Origin of the sequence: Leptospira sp. GIMC2001 (assembly GCF_028462125.1) — a bacterium.
Lineage (GTDB): Bacteria > Spirochaetota > Leptospiria > Leptospirales > Leptospiraceae.
The window spans coordinates 3,633,414-3,655,544 of record NZ_CP115468.1 but is presented as its reverse complement, the minus strand read 5'-3'; the positions used below and the strand labels follow the sequence as shown (position 1 = coordinate 3,655,544).

Below are 22,131 nucleotides of genomic sequence, written 5' to 3'. Positions count from 1 at the left end.
CTTTCAACGAGTTATTGAGTTTAGCAAAAGCTTGTCTCACAATAAAAAATTTGATTATTTAGGTAAACTCGTCTCCAATGTAAACCATCTGATCAATCTCAGAATCCGTCTTCGTTATCACTTCCTCAATAGAATTTGCCTTAGCTTTTTCCTTTTCAAAAAAATCCATCCACTTGGACTTTTGTTCGCATCTCAATGCGATTTTTTTCTTCTTGAGTTCGGCTAAGAAATCATCCCAGGAGAGTTTGTTCCAAGCGATCAATTTATTGGATACTTCAAATGTATCAGCAAGTAAAAGTCCTAGAGGGAACATTACCATCAATACAGTCATAAGTAGCCTTCTCATTGTAATTTCCTAAAAATTTAATATTCTTAAATTACGGATTAATCTAAGGGTAGAATAGCGAACATTAATCTATTCAAATAATTCAATCCAGTTAATTAGTCTGCTTATAACGGATCTAAATTATTGGCTTGTCAATGTATTTTTTATAGGTATTATAAAATAGTCTAGATTATAGATTAAAGGAAAATTAGTAAATCATAACTCTAAAAAAGTTATTACTTTGTTTGCGACTTTTCCTTTATGATTACTTTATAAATATCAGTTAGAAAAAACTCCATATATTGATCAATTTAGAGAAGAACGATCTTATTGATAATTAAGAAATTTTCATCCAGCCATTTTTATCACTCCATTTACGGATGGCTTTAAATACTGAGCTCAGATCTCTGCCAGATAGCGTTAATTTATAGATATTTTTGGGTGGATTTGTCGCGATTGTTTCCTTTCGAACCAGATTCAATTTTTCGAGGGTCTGCATTCTAGATGAAAGAGTCCTTGGATTAACCTGTTTAGCACGTCTCGAAAGTTCATTAAACCCCATGGGAGTTTTTAAGAGCGCTTCAAGGATAAATAGATACCATTTTTCTTGGAATAAAAGCAAAGCATTTCCAAATTTGAGATCACTTTTATTCACAGGCTGACAAGGATTAGAATGAACTTTATTTGTTTTCTTCATAACAAATTTTATTTTTTGACATTTAAAAGGCAATCCTTAAAGTCAATAAAGCGCTATATTTAATATAGTGAATGGAGATATATGAAGAAACAAACTTTGATTTACTGGCTTACAATACTACCATTTGGTTTATTTGCTTTAGCTGGAATTGCTGAACTAATATTTATAGAACATACGATTGATTCAGTCGGATCGCTAGGATACCCCTGGTATGTGGCTTATATTGTTGGATCGGCGAAAATAATCGGTGGAATCGTAATTGTATTTGGAAACCGATTTTCTACTCTCAAAGAGTGGGCTTATGCTGGATTCACAATAGAGTTTACAGGAGCTTTAGTGTCTCACTTGGTGATAGGTGGCAATCGAGAGATTGTGATTCTAATTCTTGTTATAGCTATAACGATATACTCGCATAGATACTGGCAGAGAAATGTAAAGAAATAATTTATTTCTGATTTTTGGAGGATAGTTTTCAAAAATACTTTCCACCTCTGCATTTGTGAAAGTATTTTTATCCATTGAGCTCTACCATTGGGTTAATAGTGTTCACTACAGCCGCCCTCTAACCTCAGTTATCTGCACTGATCGCAACATTCAGTTGGCGAGATACGTTATCAATATTTCTGGATAGGTCTTTGTAGTGTAAAATAGGAAGAAATTTGACTTTTTTCTGGAATTTCTTTTTCTTTGCACGATTCTCCATATGATTGATCATCTTGATTGCTTGTTCTCTCAGCCTACGGGATTCAGTTCGGACTTTTGGATCACCCAGTGCAAGGAAGTTATCATCTCGATCTTGATTGTTGCAGAGAAGATCATAATGTTCTAGAACAAGATTTACTTGGTCAACAAGGTCGTCCACTAGGCTATCATCTAACTCAATTTTGTCTCTATGAGCCTTGCGAATTTTTCTTGCAGCGTTTGCAAAGTTATCACCGATTTCTTCGATAGCTTTGATTCTTTCCATGATTCCGACAATGGTTTTTGCATAGCTTCCGTGAACTCCCGCTTCTTGGGTTTCGCTGAGATAGACAAGGATTTGTGCACGGAGACGATCCAGTTCTTCTTCTTTGGCAAAAATTTGATCCACTTTCTTCGAATCATAAGGATCTCGGATCAAGGATTTCAATTCAACGAATAGGTTTCTAGTCTCACGGATGATTTTCTTTGTATAGTTGCTAAGTTCAGCAATGGCAATGTCTGTTGTTCGAATGGAACCAGCAGATAGAAATTTGATCTCACTCAAACCATCTTCCGTCTGTTTGCCGGTGATTTTGTTGACCAATCCATTGACCATTAATGCAATCTGTGGAATAAACCATACTAGCAATATCGTATTCGTTATGTTAAAGAGTGAATGGAACGCAGAGATATGAAAGCGAGTACTTTGGACATCAGCAATTGGATCTCCAGGAATCAATTTATCAATGCCCGCCATAATAGGATTGAATAGTATCAATACCCATATTACACCAAATACGTTGAAGATGGTATGTGCAAGAGCCGCTTTTTTTGCATTCGCATTTCCTGGAATGGCAGCAAGATTCGCAGTGATTGTAGTTCCTATATTTTCTCCGAGTATCATACCATATGCCGCTTCAAGTGGAATGATTCCGCTGAATGCTAATGTGATTGTAATGGTTGTGGAAGCTGAGGAAGATTGAACAACAATAGTAAGTAATGTACCAACAACAACAAAAATCAAAACGGTCATAAACCCGAGATTGCTGTACTGTTGGAGAAAATTGAAAGCATCGGGACTTTTAGCTGAATCAGGAATCGAATTCTTCATAAAGTCCAAACCAAGAAATAGAAGACCGAATCCGATTAAGAAATCTCCCCAACCTTGTAGAGTGTTTCTTTTGAAAAAATGCAATGAGATTCCAACAATGATTGCGGGTAGTGCAAATAGGGAGACATTCATTTTGAATCCCACGAAAGATATGATCCAAGCTGTAATCGTCGTCCCAATATTGGCACCCATGATCACACCGATCGCTTGAACTAAATTGAGTAGAGCAGCATTGACAAAGCCAACAACTAGAACGGTTGTAGCAGAGGATGATTGAATTGCACAGGTTACAAAGATTCCGCTTATGATAGCAGTGAATCTATTCTTAGTCATCTTAGCTAAAAAGTTGCGAAGATTCTCACCAGCAACATATTGAAGCGCCTCACTGAGCAATTTCATTCCATACAGAAAAATTCCCAGTCCACCAAGCAGATTGATCCAGTTCGAGGATTCCATTCTAATATCCTTATTTTTTAAAAAGCCTAGTTTTGTATGGAACAGTCAAGGTCGATCTTCTGTCATGCAAAACTGATTTCTTTTTTATTACAATTCTGTGAAAGTAAAGTCTAAACCAAGGGGTTTTTAGGATGATTTTAACTTATTGGAATCGATATCAGGATACCGGATTGTTTTTGGTTCGGGTTGGCTTGGGGATCATGTTCATTTTGCACGGTCTACCAAAACTTACAGGCGGCGTTGAAGCTTGGACTAAAATCGGTTCTGCAATGGGATTTATAGGTGTCTCTGCCTATCCAGCATTCTGGGGACTTATGGCAGGACTTGCGGAATTCGGCGGTGGAATACTACTGATTGCGGGATTTCTTTTTAGACCGGCTTGTCTTGCACTTGCGTTCACAATGTTCGTTGCAACTGTTTATCATGTGAACACGGGAGATGGTTTCAATAAATTTTCCCACGCAATGGAAGATGGAATCGTATTTCTAGGTCTTTTCATCATAGGCCCAGGCAAATATGCTATCGATCAGAAATTCGTAATTCACAGAACAAGCTGAAGCAAATAGTTAGATTGATAACCAAGTTTTCCAAACTTCTGGTTTGAATCCAATCGTTGCCCTTTTGCCATCGCGAACTATGGGTGTCTTAAGGAGCAACGGATTGTCAAGCAACATTTCGAGCTTATCATACTTCATGTATTGTAGATTTTTATCTTTATAAACTTTTGATTCAGTATCGATTAGATCATCGAGAGTTATGTTCCCTAAAATTGCAGTAATCTCGCCTTTGCTCATTGGCTTCTCAGCTAGATTGATCAATTGGAACTTAGTCCGTCTTTCTTTGAAAAACATCTCTGCTTTTTTGGTTTCTTTGCATTTTTTTGTTCCAAATATCTGAAGATTCAATATAGCCGCTCCGCGTCAAATTTTGCACTCTTAGCCCAATCTAAGCAATTATTTTGTTCTAGTGAATGGCATCCAACTTCTTTTTAGAACATAATTCTAAAAAAAGTCTTTGACTTATCTGTCCAAAATTATTGCATGAAATCAAGACCAAATCTGGTTCATAACTACAATTTAACATTAGTTTATTCTAATATTAATTGCCACTGGTATACGTTACCATCGTATTGCACCTTCCATGTATATTATGCACTCGGTGCAATGTAATACAAGGAGGACTTATGAAGTCAAATGTAGATAACAATCAAGCAACACAAGATTTTGGATTAGAACCCATTAAAACTCGCGAAACAGATCACTATACCCAAGAGTATATTCACTCTTTTGTGGAAAAATGGGATCAACTTATAGATTGGGAAGCCCGTGCCAAAAGTGAAGGTTATTTTTTTATTGATGAACTGAAAAAACGTGGTAAGCATAAAATTCTGGATGTTGCTACGGGCACAGGATTTCACTCTGTTAGGTTATGGAAAGAGGATTTTGAAGTTACTTCTGTGGATGGAAGTCCTGCTATGCTTGCTAAAGCATTTCAAAATGGAAGAAAACATGATCTTATTCTAAGAACCGTTCAAGCAGATTGGAGATGGCTCAACAAAGATGTTCATGGTAAGTTCGATGCTGTAATCTGTCTTGGTAATTCTTTTACACATCTATTTGATGAGAATGATCGAAGAAAAGCGCTCGCAGAATTCTATGCTGCATTAAGACATGATGGTATTCTGATTATCGATCAGCGTAACTATGATTCTATTTTGGACAATGGTTTTTCAAGCAAACACACTTATTACTATTGTGGTGACAATGTAAAAGCAGAACCAGAATATATTGATGATGGTCTTGCTAGATTTCAATACACATTTCCGGATCAATCTAAATTTCATTTAAATATGTATCCTATTCGAAAGAATTACTTTAGCAATCTCTTGAAGGAAGTCGGATTCCAAACTGTATCAACTTATGGAGATTTCCAAGAAACTTATCACCAAGATGAACCTGATTTCTATGTTCATATTGCTGAGAAAACATATTCGGGTAAAGGTTGAAATGAGTAGCCAAGCTTCATCTATCGACAAGGCCAAGAATTATTACAATAGTTCTGATGCAGATGAATTCTATTTTCATGTGTGGGGTGGTGAAGACATTCATATTGGTTTGTATGATCCTCCTGGAATTCCGATTCGGCAAGCTTCGAGAAACACCGTTTCGAAGATGGCAAAGCTTGTTGAAGCCAACCTAAAGCCTGCAAGCAAAGTCCTTGATCTTGGCGCGGGATATGGCGGTGCAGCAAGGTATCTTGCTAAGACTTACGGTTGCCATGTAACTTGCCTCAACCTCAGTGAAGTCGAGAACGATCGCAATCGAGATATGTCTCAAAAGGCTGGTCTTTCGGAACTAATCACTGTTATAGATGGAAATTTTGAAAATTTACCATTTGAAGATTCTAGTTTTGATGTAATTTGGTCTGAAGATGCGATTTTGCACAGTGGCAACAAACCAAAAGTATTTCAAGAAGTGTCTCGCGTATTGTCGCAGAAAGGAGATTTTGTTTTTACAGATCCTATGCAATCGCAGAATTGTCCAGAGGGCGTCTTACAACCAATATACGATCGTATTCATTTGGATTCACTCGGAAGCTTTGATTACTACGGAGAATTGGCTAAAGAATCTGGAATGACTCAATCTGCGACTTTGGATTATTCTATATATCTTCCAATTCACTATCAATCAGTCAGAGATAATTTGGTCGTGAATAGAAATAAATTATTGAAAAATATATCGGAAGAATTCTTAAATCGAATGATAACCGGTTTGGGTCACTGGATTGATGGTGGCAACAAAGGTTACCTCGCTTGGGGAATTCTCCATTTTCGAAAAAGTTAGCTCGGAAAGAATAAAATTGAATGTAAAAAATCTTTCTCTTTTTTTTCTTTCAGGGTTCCTATTTTTAGCATTTGCCTTTCCCAATAGATTTCGAATATTTACGGGATCTTCATTAAATTTCATTATTTCTAAATTCGGTTGGTTCTACCTCCTTGTCTGTATTCTGTTACTAGCTTATTGTATTTTTCTTACTATCAGTCGTTTCGGCAATATTAAGTTAGGTGAAGATGGCGAAGAACCTCAGTATTCTTATACCTCTTGGCTAGCAATGTTGTTCTCGGCGGGCATGGGAATCGGATTGGTTTTCTATGGAATGGCGGAACCACTCTCGCATTTTGCTGAGCCACCTCTAGGGCAGGCAGATCCCAAAACTCCGCAAGCTGCTTTTCTTGCTCTAAGGTATACTTTTTTTCATTGGGGTCTACATCCTTGGGCAATCTATGCAATTGTTGGAATGAGTCTTGCCTACTTTCAATTTCGAAAAAAAGACCAATCTTTGATTTCATCTCTCTTTCAGCCTATCGGACTCAAACCCAATTCTATGGGAGCAACACTCATTGATGCGATTTCTATTTGCGGAGTTGCGTTTGGTGTTGCAACATCTCTCGGTCTAGGTAGCTTGCAGATTCATTCAGGATTGACTCGACTATTTGGTCTGCCTTCTGGGATCTCAGTTACTCTTATCCTCATTGCCATAACGACAATACTCTATCTAATATCAGCTTGTACGGGATTGGATCGGGGAATTAGAATATTAAGTAATACAAATATGTTTCTCGCTGGCTTTTTGATTCTCTTTGTACTTTTTGCTGGGCCTACAAACTTTTTGGTTGAACTATTCTTCACATCAATTGGCAATTATTTGCAGAATTTTCTTGCGATGAGTTTTCGGATGGCACCATTTACAGATTCCACATGGTTGCAAGATTGGACGCTTTTCTATTGGGCATGGTGGATTTCTTGGGCTCCTTTCGTTGGGACATTCATTGCTAGAATCTCAAGAGGAAGAACCATCCGAGAATTTATGATTGGAACGCTTCTTGTTCCAACTATTATATCTGCAATTTGGTTTTCTATTCTCGGTGGAACAGGAATCTATTTGGAGATGTTCAATGGAATAGAATTGGTTGCAAATTCTTCCACCGATCCATCATCAACTTTGTTCCTGGGTTTAGAAAATCTTCCATTAGGTAACTATATCAACTTTCTTGCAATTGTGTTAGTTCTCATATTCTTCGTTACAAGTGCTGATTCGGCAACTTTTGTTTTGGGGATGATGGCATCCAAAGGCGTACCCAATCCAACTCTGATTTCAAAGTTGATCTGGGGAACTATTATATCCTTAATCGCATCTGGTCTATTATTGAACGGAGGTTTGGATGCGCTTCAAACACTTGCCATCATTATCTCACTGCCTTTTGCCTTTTTACTTTTTCTACTCATGTTTTCGATTCATAAAGCATTGCACCAAGATTTAGAATCTTCGAAAGGGAAAAAAAATATCTAGCTCTAAAAGACCAATTTATTGCATAGTCTAAGAATAAATTTTTAGAAAGGTTTGGTTTCTGGATGATATCCTATCAAGTTTACAAGTTAATTCATCTATTGGGAATTTTTTGCGTAATTGCATCACTTGCAGGTTTAGCTTTTTATACTGCGAATGGTGGACTCAAATCCAATAATAAATTGCGAAAGCAATCTGGAATTTTTCATGGAGTTGGCTTGTTGCTAATCCTTGTCGCAGGTTTTGGAATGTTGGCAAGATTGGGAATCACGCAATTTCCTTGGCCAGGTTGGGTCTTCGCGAAGTTTGGAGTATGGATTATATTTGGTGGCTTGTACGCTGCTGTAATGAAGAATCCTACGATTGCAAAAGTTATGTGGTTGATCATTCCATTTCTTGGATTGCTTTCGGCTTATATTGCAGTGATGAAACCTTTTTGATTACATTACAAATCTTATCTAATCATTAGAGAACAAATTACGAAAAGAGAATACTCAACAATCAGTGATTCTATATTCTATAAATAAAATGTTTACTCTCAATGTTTTAGAAAAGATATTCTTCTTATTAATTATTGGATTGGTTGCATTATCTTGCGATCAATTCAATAAAAAAGAAGATAACAGTGTAGATGAACTCATTACGAGTGCGATTCTTTTGGATCAGCTCAATCCATCATTGTATGATTGTTCAGGAACCAACTGGAATTTTGAAGCATTTCTTGATTCAGGACCAAGAACAGTATGTACGCAATGCCACAATGATATAGCAAGAACGCAGGGACTAGTTATCACAGATTACAGTCTTGTTCGAAATCGAGTGGTTCCTGGCAATCCTACAGGTAGTCTGCTATATATCAAAATTACAGAAGGCAATATGAGAGCCTATGCAACTTCTTCAATCCAACGCGGTGCTTATTGTTGGATTCGAGCGGGTGCCCAAAATTAATTCTGAATTGATAAATTCAATTCTTCTAGAATAAGACTTTTTTATCCGTCCAATTAAAAATCTGTTCAAGAGAAAATAAATTTTGAAATACTGAGAAATTCATCTCTTTCAAAATGTTATCATAGTAGAGGTTCTATGAAATTCACAAGAGTCTTAAAAATCTGTCAATCGTTAATCGTCCTTATTCTTCTTTCGGCTTTTTCTCAAGGTTGTTTAACAAATCTAATTAAATGCGGAAGTTTTCACGAATGCCGAGATGACTCTGATCTCCAGAAGCTATTGATGTTATTGCTCGCTTCAAGAGATCGAAACTATGGAGTAGAAGTAAAAGCAGTCAATGCGTCTGGTGCAAGCGATGATCCGGCTATTTACAATTCAGGCGTGGGCCGAGTATCGGATAGTGATTGGAATGAAGCGGCTGTTAGACGAGTTCTACATGCTTTTGCCTATGGTGGAGGAACTACCGATGTCCAAATCAAAGCTTGGGCAGATATGACTCCTGGAGAAGCTATTGTAAAAATGTTAGGAATGTGGAGCCAAAATCCGGACCTCGCAATCGCTTATGAAGGAGGAAATGCTCCATTGTCGCCTGAGGATTCATCAATTTCTATTATGGCAAACTTTTTTGGTCGAGGTAATTTTTCTTATAACCAACTGGATTTTAGGACTGCTGTTCGATCGAATAATTCTCCGGGTCATACTTGGATCAACGCTGTTAAACTTAGAGGAATCAATCCTGTTCGACAGAAACTAGGATTATTTGAAACTAACTATCATTTGGTTGCAAATCTAGACAAGAACGTGGACTCGCAACAGATGGTTTATTACTATGATGTAACTGCAAATGATATTGCTCGTGGTAGACCCTACCATCAAGTTCTAGGAAATGCAGCGATCACGGCTGCAATTGCAACACAATACAATCATAGAAGGAATGTTTTCGAAAATGGCGCATTTAGAGGCAATGAAGACTTTGCTCGAGAATACCACCAATTGTTCTTTGGGATTCTTGGAACTGGTGTCAGCGGGAATTGTGTAACTGGACAAGCAAGTTGTCCTGGAAATCCAGAGAGTTTTGATGATCATGAACTAAAAACCATTCGTCAAACTGCAGAAGCTCTCACGGATATACGTGTAGAGAGCAGTGGAAATTTATTGCCTTATGAAGCTCAATTCGGATCCGAGAGACATTTTCCTGGACAAGTATCTATCTATGGATCTCTATATGGTGGCAACAATGCACGAGAAAGATTCACTGCAATCTCACCTGCATCAATTGCGCATCCAGAAAGTTTTGCTTTTCTCCCTCTAATCATAGTTAGGGGATTAGCAGATGAGAATCTTGATTCAAGCTATGCAGTTGAGGGATGCAATGCAACCTGTCAATCTCTGATCTCAGCTAAGGTTTCACTGATTCGGGAAATTTGGAGATCATCAACCGCATCTAATGGAGAAATCAATTTTATAGAGTTCTTGCGAAGATATGCTATATCTTACGCATTCCATAATGCAAGTCGAATCAAATATTTAGATTCGATTAATCGAATTATGATAATCACGAACCAAATAGCAGTTAATAATTTAGAGATTGGATCCAATACGATTCCCAATTTTCAAAAGATTCGCAATGATAATATAACACCATTTCGGCCAGAACATGATGTCTTCGGTGGACAGACAGGATTAGAGGCAGCAAATACGGACGATGTGTTCACAAATGCTTACAATTCGGTGAGATCTTCTCGGTTCGGGGCAGTCAGTTTTTGGAACGGTGGAGCCAATGTAGTTCAGAAGAATTTCAAATCTATGCTTGATCGGGAATTTCCTGGAAATGGTGGAGGATACAATGTTCGATTGGTAAGTGAATTCCTATGGAGAAGAATTACAGCAGATCATAATCTAACCTATTTTTCTAGTTCAGCTCGTTTACAGGTTTATTCACTTCTTGCAAATGGTAATGATTTTTTATTCTATAAAAACGAAGAATGCAGAAACTCACAAAACAATTGTAGAGAAACTTCTTTGAATTCTTCAGCTCCGGTAGCCTCAGATATGGATGAGAACAATAATAATTTTCGTGCATTAAGTAGTTCCCAATTATTTCGAGGCAATGATCCAGCAACTATGCAAAGAGACAATGAACGAATTGGATATGCGATTGATTTTATCGCAGCAACACCGTTTGCTTTTGTGCAAACTGGAAATTAAAAAAGGAGCAATATTAAAATGAAATCATATTCGAGAAAACAATTTTTAGGACTTATGGGATTGGGGGCTTTGAGTTTCACGGGTTTAGGTCGCTATTCCTCTCTTCTTGCTGCTCCGACAGGTGCAAGGACTTTGATTCATGTTCTACTAGAAGGAGGACCAGACTTTCGCCATCTTATGGTGCCTCCTCCCAATTCTAATCCAAGCAGTTATGGTTACAAGTTTTGGAACAATCGTATAACATCTATTGGTCGGGGATCGTCAGCGAATAATCCAAGCAGTTGGCAGAATATTTATAATAACTACTATGAACAAATTACTTTAGGTGGGCCTTCTGGAACAACAATCGGTGTACTTCGTGATAACAATGGAACAGCTAACGCTAACGGCTGGTTACGTCAAATGATGAAGAATGGAAAGGTTGCGATTGTAAACAATGTCTTTCACACAACAAGTCGTGATCACTCACATGGCTTACTGATCACTCAATCAGGAGTTTATGAAACTAAAGCTGGCTCGGCAAATGCTGGAGGTTGGGGAGGCCGTTTAATCTCACAACTAGGAAATCCGAACAGATTGTTATCCATTTCGAATCAGATCCGTCCATTTTGTAACACTGTAAATAAGGAGAGGATTTTATCTTTTACCAATTCTAGAAACTTTGGATTGAATTTACCTTCCGTTCGAAGCAACGGAACACTTGATATAAATGATCGAGGCCTTCGAGCACTGCAAGGATATTACAGTAATTTAGAATCGAGTATTGGATCTCCAAGCTTAGCTAATACTCCATATTCTAAATTTCAGAACCAGCGACTCAAGATTTCCAATCTTACAAATAGTATCAAAGCAGCTTTGCCACCTCCTGCTCAAGGGCAGAGAATCAATGATTTATATTCATCTCGAATGCAGAATTTATTTACTGGAAATGCTCGATTGCGCAACCAGAATTTTGCAAATCAGATTCGTAATCTACGTGATGCCTTCCAAGTTCAAGATATATTGAATATGCGGGTTGCTTCTTTGAACTATGGTGGATGGGACAGTCATAAAAATCAACTCACAGACATTGAACCGCAATTTGATGATTTATTTGGAATTGATAAAGGATTCGATACACTATTCAATGAATTTGGTGGAAATGTTTTCGATAATACGACATTGGTCTTCAGTGGAGAATTTGGGCGTCAACTTAAATCGAATGGTGATAATGGTACGGATCATGGTCGAGCCAATTCTGTGATTGTGATTGGTGGTCAAGTTAACGGTGGAATCTACGGCGAAATGTTTCCAGCAATTGAAGCGGCGAATGATGGATCAGGTAGAGCACCTTTTGATAATTTCAACCGAGACATTGAAGGAAGGACAATTTTTGACAATGTGTACGGAAGAATTTGTACTTGGATGGGAGCGGGTGGCGGAATATTTGCTAACGGGATTCCAACCGAACTCAAGAATCACACAGGTGGCATCGAAAACGGAACCAATATGAATTTTATCTAACTCTAATACGGATATTCTGTATTTTAAAAAGCTATAAAATCTTTCCAAAAATTTCCATTGTTACAACCTATCAGTCAATTATGACTTGCCTTGGATTTTTATCAGAGGCAAAGTGGTAGACAAGAACTCTGATGGATATACAATCTTGCTCTGTTTTTATTTCGAATTCACTGACAGGTCTTGTCAACAAAAGTCAGAATTATAAAATTGTTGATACGAATTTTTCTCAAGAGATCAATGATTTCAATTTAGAAGGCATCAATCACTCTCTCTTTGTTTTGAACCTAGAAGAATTCCTTACGCATGGAAAGAATATCTGGAATCAGATCAGAATTCGGCCTGAGCTTAACAGTAAATTCGTTCTTTTGACCGATAAGCCTTTCGACGAAAAAAGTCTTTCTATTGTTCCCAGTGATATTGTCTATTTAGTTTTACCAACCAATGTTTCCAAGATGCAAATGCTCAAAGTCGTTGAGTCTAGTTTTGCAATCATGGATCTAGAGATTCGAAATGTCTTACTCCAGTCCAGTCTTTATATCAATACTCAAGACATTCGCCGTATAACAACTGTTGGTCAAGCTCTAGCAACAGAACATGATTTCGGTAAATTGATTGAGCTAATTCTCTTAAAAGCACGCGAACTTACATCAGCAGATGGTGGATCCATCTATCTTGGTGAGCGTCCGTCAAATGGAGGAGAGCCAACACATTTACGATTTATGCGTTCGGTTCTATTGCTTGATGCAGATGAATTCTTGTTACCAATTGACTCTAAGTCAATTGCGGGTCATGTTGCACTGACTAAGAAACCCTTATTGATCGATGATGTACATACGATTCCCAATACTTCCGAATACAATTATAATTCTGATTTTGATAAAGCTCATAATTATTATACCAAATCCATGATGACCATTCCGATGACGAATCCAGCAGGAGAGATCATCGGTGTCATTCAATTGATCAATCGTAAGAAGAATTTTAATAAAAAGCTAACCATCGAAGAGATGCAAGGCGATGAAGTGATTCCTTTCTCTGAGAAAGATTATGAATTGGTCAGCTCAGTTGCGGGTCAAGCTGCCGTTGCAATTGACAACCAGAGACTATTGAATGATCAGAGACTTTTACTAGAGAGCTTTATTCAATTGATCGCTGGTGCCATTGACTCTAAATCACCATATACAGGCGCACATTGCGAACGTGTCCCCATTCTAACAATGATGCTCGCCGAAGCTGCATGCAATGCAAATAATGGAGTCTTTCGGTACTTCAACTTGAATGATACCGAACGATATGAACTCAAGATTGCAGCCTGGTTGCACGATTGCGGTAAAGTAACAACGCCTGTGCATGTGATGGACAAAGCAACGAAGCTTGAGACAATTTTTGATAGAATCGAACTTGTTCGAGCAAGAATTGAGATATTGCGACGTGATGCGGAGATCGAATTTCTCAAATCACAAATCTCATCACAACAACCTAACGGAAATAATGCTACTAGCTCCCATACTGAATTGCAGACCAGTAACAATTCACTATCTCAGCGATATGAATTTCGCCTCAAAGAGATTGATGAGATGGAAAAATTGTTGGTTAAGACGAACGAGGGCACCGAATTCTTGCCCGATGAGGTCGTGGAAAGAATCAAAAAAATCTCTGGTATAGAGATCAAAGTTGGCGGACAGATTGAACCATTATTATCCAAGAATGAGACAGAGAACCTTGTAATTCGAAAAGGTACCCTGATTGAGGATGAGCGATTGATCATTAACGGGCATATGGTCGAAACGATAAAAATGTTAGAAGCTCTTCCATTTCCATCCAACCTGAAGCGGGTTCCAGAATATGCTGGCGGTCATCATGAAAAGATGGATGGTAAGGGATATCCAAAAGGCTTGTATGGAGGCGATATGTCAATTCCTGCACGGATTATGGCGATCGCGGATGTTTTTGAAGCGCTCACAGCCCAAGATAGACCTTATAAAAAGGGTAAACCACTTTCAGAAACTATGAAGATCATGGGATATATGAAAATGGACAATCATCTTGATCCAGATCTTTTGGATCTATTTATTACTTCTGGTGTCTATCGTGAGTATGCGAAGAAATTCTTACCGGAAGATTTGATTGATGAAGTTGATGAGTCAGCAATTCTATCCATCATTCCGAAGCCATTTAATCTTCCACCGAAACCAGAACGGGATCAGAGATGGGTTGGATTTCTTCCAGAATATCAGAGTCGGCTTACGAAGGGCAGCAGTCCTTTTACTTATAGCCGGGATGATATGAAGCAGATTCAATCTTAAATTTTTAGTCATACAATTAGTTTTCAGACTTGAGGGCGAAGTGGCTTTTTACATAATGTAAGAAGGTAAAACCTTATGAAAAGAACCTTGATCACTAACGCTCAATGCATCAATGAAAACAAAATTTATACAGCTGATGTTCTCATAGAAGGGGAGAGAATATCTAAGATCGATAGAAATGGAATCGATCCATCCAAATATCCTGGATCTACTGTGATTGATGCATCAGGCAAGTATTTATTGCCAGGTGTGATAGACACACAAGTTCATTTTCGCGAACCCGGACTAGAATACAAAGAAGATTTATGGTATGGTTCACACTCGGCAGTATCGGGTGGAACGACCTCCTTTATGGAAATGCCGAACACCAATCCTCAGACTCTAACTCAAGAGTTACTCGAGAAAAAATACGAAGCAGCGTCAAAGAGATCATTTTGCAACTATTCATTCTTTATGGGAACTTCGAATAACAATCTGGAAGAAGTTCTTAAAACGGATCCGACCAATGTGTGCGGGATCAAAATTTTTATGGGGGCGTCGACTGGTAATATGTTAGTCGACAATCCAGAAATTTTAAGATCACTGTTCTCGAAAAACAATCCTGATATTCCAATCTCTCTCCACTGCGAAGATGAACCTACTATTAGAAGAAATATCGAAGAGATGAAAGCAAAATATGGAGAGAATGTTCCAATCGAAATGCATCCGATCATTCGATCCGAAGAAGCCTGCTATCTATCTTCGTCCTTTGCTGTTTCTATGGCAAAAGAATTCAATACTAGAATTCATATTCTCCATTTAACGACCGAGAAAGAAATGGCGCTTCTTGATCCAAACCAAAACTTACGTGAGAAAAGAATCACAGCAGAAGTTTGTGTTCACCATTTGTGGTTCTCGGAGAAAGATTATAAAACAAAAGGAGCCTATATCAAATGGAACCCCGCGATAAAAAAAGAATCAGATAGGCTTGGTCTATGGAAAGCTCTAAAAGAAGGCAAAATCGATGTTATAGCAACCGATCATGCACCGCATACGATTGAAGAAAAGGAGAATACCTATTTCAAAGCACCAGGTGGTGGTCCATTGGTTGCCCATTCACTTATAGCAATGCTAGAATTTTATAAAAAGGGTGAGATTCAGTTAGAATTCATTGTCAATAAAATGTGTCACGCACCAGCTGAGATTTTTCGAATCAAAGAACGAGGTTATCTTAGAGAAGGATATTTTGCGGACCTCACTCTAGTTGATTTGGAGGCGGAATGGCAAGTAAGCAAATCCAATATCAATTACAAATGTGGTTGGTCGCCATTTGAAGGGGATAGTTTTCATTCGAAAGTGGTTGGAACATTTGTGAACGGGAATCTTGTTTATAAAGAGGGAGTATGGTCTGAGCCTGGTCTTGGCAAAAGATTGGAATTTGATAGAAGCAAATAAAAGGGCCGGGATGTCCCGGCCTTTGAATGTTCTTTGAATTTATATTGAAGTTCTGGACTTAGAAGTTTTGGTAATTTTTTGCTTCTGCTTCTAGTCTTGCAGCTTTCTTGAGAAGGTCTCTTTTTTCTGCATTTTTGTAAGCTACTTTACCTGCTTTAGGACTGTTAGCTCTGTCACGTAGGCTTTGAGCCAACTCTAGTTTTTCTTTAGCTACATTGTTCATGTAGTTAGAAACAACTGATTTTTGAGCTGGTGTTGCAGCTGATTCCACGATTGCTTCTTCCATCATTTTAAGCTTAGTGCTTTGATCGATAGCTGACAAGCTTGTGAAGGAAAGTCCGAGAGCAACTATAGTTGCGATTGTTGTTTTGATTAGGTTTTTCATCTTTGTTATCCTCGTTTTTTATTTTAGGAGCTTTCGCTCTCTACACCATTTAGACTGATTTCAATCATTTTGTTCGATTGAAATTAATCTTTTTTTATCCGATTTTTTATTTTTTTCGTAAGTTGCGGAAAAATCAAGCGATTTAATGAGTTTTCTTACCATTTCACCTTGATTTATCAGCATTATTAGCCTAAAAAGTCAAAAAATCGCGAAAATTCTTCTAAATTCAGCATGCCATCAGACGCAATGATTAAAAATAATCATTGCAGGCTTCGGAATAGGCTATTGGGAACAGTAGAATTCGAACATTTTGTCGATAGAGCAAATTGTCCCGAAACATTTTTAGAGACCATTTATTCTCTGAATTTAGCAAAATTGGGATATATCGATAAGTTTGAGATAAGAATGCGTATTTTTAAAATTCTAAAATTAGCAAAGTTAGATCATCTTCAAAGCCATTGTAAAGACCAGAGAAATTCTTAAGAGTTTGCAAGAGTTCACTTACGAAGTCATCGGTTGGAAGGGAGGCATGATCTCTAATGAACCGCGAAAAATTTTCTTCTCCCCATACTTCACCTACCGACCGCCGAACATCTGTTATTCCATCAGTAAAAAGAAAAATCTTATCACCTTTAGATAATTGAATGCTGTCTGCCTTATTCAAGGAATCATCCATCCAACCTAGTATTTTACCTTCAGGATAGTAACTCTCAACTTCCATTTTCTTCTTACGCCAGACGAGTAAAGGTGGATGACCAGAGTTTGCATAATTGACCAAGCGAGTTTTGGTATCGATATAGAGATAAGCAGCTGTCACCATTTGGTTATTGTGAGTTTCCAGTAAGGTTCCGTTCATTTCTCGGAGAAGTCTATCGGGCTTGCTAATCCATTTTTTGTGAAAGGTAAAAATTGCTTTTACCATCGAAGACACTTGTGCTGCAGGAATTCCATGTCCAGTTACATCGGCAACGAGAACGCCTAAGTTTCCAGTGTTCTCTTCTTCGATGAATTCGTATAAATCTCCACCAATTTCTTCTTTTGGTTCATAGCAGACAGTGATTTTGAGGGTTGGTAATTTGGGAATTTTCTGAGGAAGGATTGCTTGATGAATCTCTCTTGCGATCTTCATTTCCTGGTTAATTGCAATTAGGTGCTCTTGTTGTTTCTGAGTTGTTTTTATATTCTCGATTGCAATTTTTTGCATTCGGATGACTTCTTCTTGAGTTGATTCATTTTCTCTACGAATTAGGTTGATTCGATCAGCTAGAGCCAATGCAAATAATATGACTTCGACTGATGCACCAATATGAATAGACCAATAGATCCCATTGGATTGTGACAGCCATCCAAAAGAATGCATCTGATAAACTAAAATTCCAGCAAGAAAACCAGTCCATGACCAAAGGAAATATTTTGCTGGGACTTTCTCTTTTCTATAAACTACTATAGCAACGATAAGAATAAGAACTAGCTCAACGCAGACAAGGGCGAGTGCAATTCTTAAGCTGTAGATGTAATCTACAATAAATGGAACTGCAATTCCCACAGCGTTTACATATACTAATGAATTGAGTATTCGATCGAAAAAATAAGTAAATTCTTTCGTATTTAATATAGATCTTGTGAACAAAAGTGCCCAGACAGAAGTGAAAAAAATCGCTATAGGGAAATTATAATTTGCCCACCAGATTGAATTGGGCCATAGATATTGAAAAGAAATTCCATTGAGAGTACCCATCACAAGTAACCAACCGCAGAGGAATAAAACATAATACAAATAATGAAGCTCTCGAATAAAACTAAACAAGAAGCCATTGTATAGGATCATTACAATGACAATGCCAAAAAAGACTCCAAGAATGAGCTGATCAATTTGGATCTTTTCAATGAGCTTGTCGCTGCTCCACGCATAGAGTGGGATGTTGAGAGCGCCGCCATTTGTGACACGAATATAGAAACTCAAGCTAGAATTTTTTTTGATAGTGATTGGAAATAAAAAATTTCTATAAACAATACTTCTTTGCAGAAAAGGATAATTATCACCAGATCTTGATTCTTGAAATCCTCCTTTTCTACCTGGCGTGAAGAATCGAATATCATCCAAAAGTGGATAAGGGATCTCTATAAAAAAATCTACTTCTTCGGGAACATTGTTCTGAGCAGAACAACGAAGCCATATTGCGGAGTGCGAATATCCGAAAGCTGGTTGACTCAATTCAATTTTTCGAAATGACTCTTGGAAAGAAGAAGATGCAACTTGATCAATCGTATACAAACGATCGGCATCATCTAAGTAATCACAGTTCTCACCAAAACCCGCCTCAATCGACGAACTGGAAATAATAAAAGGATTCGCCTGCGCAAACATTTTCGTATTGGCAAAGCATAAAAGAACAATCAGTATATATCGAAAAAGATGTGACAACTTAGCCAAAATATATGGCAACTGAATGTTAAAACAAGGAATATTTTCTAATCAGGAAAAGAATTTAATCTGTCATTTCTATTGAGTTAGTCTCATCTCTTGCGTTAAGATTTCTTTCGTGAGAATCTGGGGCAAAATTTTGGGGTTCTTTCGATTTCGTTCTGGAAAAAAGACATAAAGTGGAACACCGTTGCGTCCGTAGCTTTCCAATGCTTCTGTGATAGCAGGATCTTCATTGGTCCAATCTGCCTTTATTACGATTACTTCATTTGTTAGAAATTTGTTTTTTACTGAATGTAAATTGAAGACTGTCTTCTCATTGTATTTGCAAGTAACACACCAGTCTGCAGTGAAGTAGAAGAAGACAGGAGACTTGGTCTTGAGAGCAGACATTAAAATTTGTTTGGAGTAGGGAGTCGCGTTATCGAATCCATATGCAAATTCTGAGTTCTCATTGGAATTGCCAAAATTCAAAATGCTATCTGGATTGGTTAATAAATTTTTGCCAGACAGACTCGATTGTTTAGATGAATGGCTTATCACTAAATCATAGCTTAGAGATACTATTGTTGCAAGAAAGCTTGCAAAGAGTATGGCTTTGATTGCGGGTCTCTGTACTTTTTTGACCGCCCACAAAATAAAGACCAGAATGATGATTCCTGCCAAGACAAAAAATCCCTGATTGCGATCTGTGATACCAGTCAATATCCATAGCAACCAAACGGCTGTTAAGAATAGGGGGAATGCTAAGAACTCCTTGAATGTTTCCATCCAAGGACCAGGTTTTGGAATCCTTTTTGCAATAAAGGAACTATTCTGTAGGACTACAATTGGAATTGCCATTCCAAGACCTAGTGCTGTAAAAATTGGAAACCCAATCCATATAGATTCGGATAAAGCAAAAGCAAGTGCCGTACCCATAAACGGTGCCGTGCACGGTGTTGCAACTAGAACTGCTAAGCCGCCCGAGAAGAAGGATCCGCTTCCTCCTTTCTTCTCTGTCAATTGAGATATTTTGCCAGATACTCCGACGCTGAATTCAAGCCAGCCTAACATCTGAAAACCCATAAATACAAAAAGTAAAACTAGCAAAAACAAAAATGCTGGATTCTGCAATTGGAATCCCCATCCAAGTGCAGATCCTCCCGACTTCAAGGCTGCAAAAACGAAAAATAGAATCCAGAAAAACACAATGATTCCCATTGCATAAAAGAATGAATCTTTTCGTCTATCTTTTGTTAGAAGATTGTTAGAGCCAACTACCGACATCGCTTTCATCGCGAGAATTGGAAATACACAAGGCATTAAGTTCAGCAATAATCCACCCAAAAAAGCGAATATAATTGCTTGAATAAAAAAGTATGATGATTCCTTACCTATTGAAATATCAAAAGATTTATCCCCAATAACCAATAGACCGCTCAAGATTTCCGGTTCTGATTCTAAATGATCTGGCTTAGATAGATCCATTTCCCATACGGAATCAGAAACTTTTCGAATATTTAAAAGCTTCGCAGAAACTGATCCAGGATCATCAGGAAAAAAATCGATATTGGGATTCTCTGATTGTTTGATATCCAAATCACTATTCTGGAAATCCAATTCAATAATATATTTATCTGATGTAGTTCGAAATCCAAACTTCCAATTTGGATCTTTCTGAATAGGATAGTGATGGGACAGATTAGAAATCTCGGAATTGAGCTTAGATAGCATTCCTGGATTTTTCGATATATCTAGGGCAGTTATTTCGGCGTTCTCTGTTTCGCATTCTTCCTTACAGACCATCCAACGAAATTCACCACTGAGCGTTTTCTCGGAATTTGTAATATTATTATGCGCTGAATCAGAAATTAAGTAAATAGAATCTTTATATCCAAAATTTACTTCTTCATTCGTTTGAATTCTGTTAGGTTGTGGCCACTTCCAATTCCCGTTCCAGCCTTCCGGATATTGCATCCAATTGATTTTCAATGGTGAACCAGAATCACCCGGATTCTTCCAAAAGATTCGCCATCCAGCATTTGGTTTTAAATGAAGTATATAAGAATCAGTAGTTGCATATAACTCAATTGATGAGTGCCTACCCTGATAGGAATAATTTTTGAATTCCTTTTTCGTCGGTGTTGAAACTCCTGAACTTTGCGCAGATAATCTATCAGTCTGTGCAATTGTTATAAAGAAAATACATATCAAGAGAACAAAATTTATGTTTCTAATCATTTAGGCATGTTCCAAAATTTTATCGGATGTTTTCAATGAGTGGATAATCTCATACGACTTTATCTGGGCATCAAGATCATAAATCATAGAATGGATGATTAACTCATCTGCTTGCGTAGAATCCACAAAATTTATCAGTTCGTCCTGAATTTTGTCCCGCGATCCAATAAAAGTAGTTTGAAGCTTGGATTGAATGATACTTTTCTCCATGGGTGACCAAAGCTTTGTGAGATCATCGAATGGAATTGGTTTCGCGAGAGGTTGCGGGTTGCCTCTGATTAGATGTAAGAAGCTCATAAATTGCGATGTTGCTAAATCTTTTGCCTCATCAGTTTTCTCTGCAGCTATGACATTGACACCTAACATTAGATAGGGTTCATCTAAGCATTGAGAAGGTTGGAATACTTTTCTATAAACTTCTATAGCTTCATTCATTAGCTCTGGAGCAAAATGTGCAGCAAAACTAAAAGGAAGTCCAAGTCTTCCAGCTAGTTCTGCACTGTATAAACTGGAGCCAAGTAACCAAATGGGAATTTGGATTCCGTAGCCGGGAACTGCCCGTACTTTCTGTCCAGGACTTGCCTCTGCAAAAAAGAACATCAACTCATCTAAAAGTTCTGGAAATTCTTGTCCTCCAATAGTTTGCTCTCTTCTTAATGCTTTGGTTGTCAGTCCGTCTGTTCCTGGAGCTCGACCAAGTCCTAGATCAATTCTTCCAGGATACATAGATTCCAGTGTTCCAAATTGTTCGGCTATGACGAGAGGTGGATGGTTCGGTAGCATGATTCCACCGGAACCAACTCGAATCGAATGAGTACCTGAAGCAAGATAGCCGATTAATACAGAAGTTGCCGAACTTGCAATTCCTGGCATATTGTGATGTTCAGCGACCCAGAACCGATTGAAGCCTAGTTCTTCAGCTCGCTTGGCAAGTGTGAGACTTCTTCGAAAGGATTCAGTCGCATTGCTTCCTTCTACTATAGGGGATAGATCCAGAACGGAAAATGGAATTGTTTGTAATGATTTCATTTTGTACTCAGGGAATTTGAAGTTCATAGTCCCTTACAAATATTAGACAGCGA

19 protein-coding genes are annotated in these 22,131 nt (G+C 37.9%); 11 read left to right on the top strand and 8 right to left on the bottom strand.

The features are described 5' to 3' along the window. Positions 1 to 58: 58 nt before the first annotated feature. On the bottom strand, positions 59 to 346 hold the full coding sequence (locus O4O04_RS18185) for a hypothetical protein (protein WP_272533257.1): 288 nt from the start codon (positions 344 to 346) through the stop codon (positions 59 to 61). A 316-nt stretch (positions 347 to 662) separates the two neighbouring features. Continuing rightward, positions 663 to 1,022 (bottom strand): winged helix-turn-helix transcriptional regulator, encoded by a 360-nt coding sequence (locus O4O04_RS18180; RefSeq protein WP_272533255.1) that lies wholly within the window; start codon positions 1,020 to 1,022, stop codon positions 663 to 665. Positions 1,023 to 1,103: 81 nt separating this feature from the next. On the opposite strand from O4O04_RS18180, the gene O4O04_RS18175 reads away from it, so the two are divergent. Continuing rightward, positions 1,104 to 1,466 carry a DoxX family protein gene (locus O4O04_RS18175; RefSeq protein ID WP_272533253.1) on the top strand — a complete coding sequence of 121 codons (363 nt, stop codon included), beginning with the start codon at positions 1,104 to 1,106 and terminating at the stop codon, positions 1,464 to 1,466. 124 nt (positions 1,467 to 1,590) lie between these two features. On the opposite strand, the gene O4O04_RS18170 is transcribed toward O4O04_RS18175, so the two are convergent. Continuing rightward, a complete protein-coding gene (locus O4O04_RS18170; protein ID WP_272533251.1) occupies positions 1,591 to 3,270 on the bottom strand; it encodes a Na/Pi cotransporter family protein in 1,680 nt (559 codons plus the stop codon). Positions 3,271 to 3,401: 131 nt separating this feature from the next. On the opposite strand from O4O04_RS18170, the gene O4O04_RS18165 reads away from it, so the two are divergent. After that, positions 3,402 to 3,827, top strand: coding sequence for a DoxX family protein (locus O4O04_RS18165; protein WP_272533249.1), 426 nt, complete (start codon positions 3,402 to 3,404; stop codon positions 3,825 to 3,827). Between the two features lie 9 nt (positions 3,828 to 3,836). On the opposite strand, the gene O4O04_RS18160 is transcribed toward O4O04_RS18165, so the two are convergent. After that, positions 3,837 to 4,175, bottom strand: coding sequence for an arsenate reductase family protein (locus tag O4O04_RS18160; RefSeq protein WP_272533247.1), 339 nt, complete (start codon positions 4,173 to 4,175; stop codon positions 3,837 to 3,839). 278 nt (positions 4,176 to 4,453) lie between these two features. Between O4O04_RS18160 and O4O04_RS18155 the strand changes: the two genes are divergently transcribed. The 9 genes from O4O04_RS18155 (at position 4,454) to O4O04_RS18115 (ending at position 16,016) form a co-directional block, all read left to right on the top strand. Next, complete coding sequence (locus O4O04_RS18155) at positions 4,454 to 5,275, top strand: glycine/sarcosine N-methyltransferase (RefSeq protein WP_272533246.1); 822 nt, start codon at positions 4,454 to 4,456, stop codon at positions 5,273 to 5,275. A gap of 1 nt (position 5,276) precedes the next feature. Continuing rightward, positions 5,277 to 6,113 (top strand): SAM-dependent methyltransferase, encoded by an 837-nt coding sequence (locus O4O04_RS18150; protein WP_272533245.1) that lies wholly within the window; start codon positions 5,277 to 5,279, stop codon positions 6,111 to 6,113. A gap of 16 nt (positions 6,114 to 6,129) precedes the next feature. Beyond that, the gene (locus O4O04_RS18145; RefSeq protein WP_272533244.1) at positions 6,130 to 7,620 is read left to right on the top strand and encodes a BCCT family transporter; all 1,491 of its coding nucleotides are present in this window, start codon (positions 6,130 to 6,132) and stop codon (positions 7,618 to 7,620) included. Between the two features lie 62 nt (positions 7,621 to 7,682). Next, positions 7,683 to 8,057, top strand: coding sequence for a hypothetical protein (locus tag O4O04_RS18140; protein WP_272533243.1), 375 nt, complete (start codon positions 7,683 to 7,685; stop codon positions 8,055 to 8,057). Positions 8,058 to 8,121: 64 nt separating this feature from the next. Further along, on the top strand, positions 8,122 to 8,565 hold the full coding sequence (locus O4O04_RS18135) for a hypothetical protein (RefSeq protein ID WP_272533242.1): 444 nt from the start codon (positions 8,122 to 8,124) through the stop codon (positions 8,563 to 8,565). A 135-nt stretch (positions 8,566 to 8,700) separates the two neighbouring features. Next, the gene (locus O4O04_RS18130; protein ID WP_272533241.1) at positions 8,701 to 10,773 is read left to right on the top strand and encodes a DUF1800 family protein; all 2,073 of its coding nucleotides are present in this window, start codon (positions 8,701 to 8,703) and stop codon (positions 10,771 to 10,773) included. 18 nt (positions 10,774 to 10,791) lie between these two features. After that, positions 10,792 to 12,276 carry a DUF1501 domain-containing protein gene (locus O4O04_RS18125; protein ID WP_272533240.1) on the top strand — a complete coding sequence of 495 codons (1,485 nt, stop codon included), beginning with the start codon at positions 10,792 to 10,794 and terminating at the stop codon, positions 12,274 to 12,276. A gap of 131 nt (positions 12,277 to 12,407) precedes the next feature. Then, on the top strand, positions 12,408 to 14,582 hold the full coding sequence (locus O4O04_RS18120; RefSeq protein ID WP_272533239.1) for an HD family phosphohydrolase: 2,175 nt from the start codon (positions 12,408 to 12,410) through the stop codon (positions 14,580 to 14,582). Positions 14,583 to 14,657: 75 nt separating this feature from the next. Continuing rightward, positions 14,658 to 16,016 (top strand): dihydroorotase, encoded by a 1,359-nt coding sequence (locus O4O04_RS18115; protein WP_272533238.1) that lies wholly within the window; start codon positions 14,658 to 14,660, stop codon positions 16,014 to 16,016. 58 nt (positions 16,017 to 16,074) lie between these two features. Here the strand turns inward: O4O04_RS18115 and O4O04_RS18110 are convergent, their stop codons facing one another. The 4 genes from O4O04_RS18110 to O4O04_RS18095 all read right to left on the bottom strand — a co-directional run bounded on the left by O4O04_RS18110 (position 16,075) and on the right by O4O04_RS18095 (position 22,078). Next, positions 16,075 to 16,401, bottom strand: coding sequence for an LIC_10421 family protein (locus O4O04_RS18110; RefSeq protein WP_272533237.1), 327 nt, complete (start codon positions 16,399 to 16,401; stop codon positions 16,075 to 16,077). 415 nt (positions 16,402 to 16,816) lie between these two features. Next, positions 16,817 to 18,835: a 7TM diverse intracellular signaling domain-containing protein gene (locus O4O04_RS18105; protein ID WP_272533235.1), complete on the bottom strand. Its 2,019-nt coding sequence runs from the start codon at positions 18,833 to 18,835 to the stop codon at positions 16,817 to 16,819. A gap of 69 nt (positions 18,836 to 18,904) precedes the next feature. Further along, the gene (locus tag O4O04_RS18100; protein ID WP_272533234.1) at positions 18,905 to 21,049 is read right to left on the bottom strand and encodes a cytochrome c biogenesis protein CcdA; all 2,145 of its coding nucleotides are present in this window, start codon (positions 21,047 to 21,049) and stop codon (positions 18,905 to 18,907) included. After that, complete coding sequence (locus O4O04_RS18095; protein WP_272533233.1) at positions 21,050 to 22,078, bottom strand: LLM class flavin-dependent oxidoreductase; 1,029 nt, start codon at positions 22,076 to 22,078, stop codon at positions 21,050 to 21,052. Positions 22,079 to 22,131 lie beyond the last annotated feature (53 nt).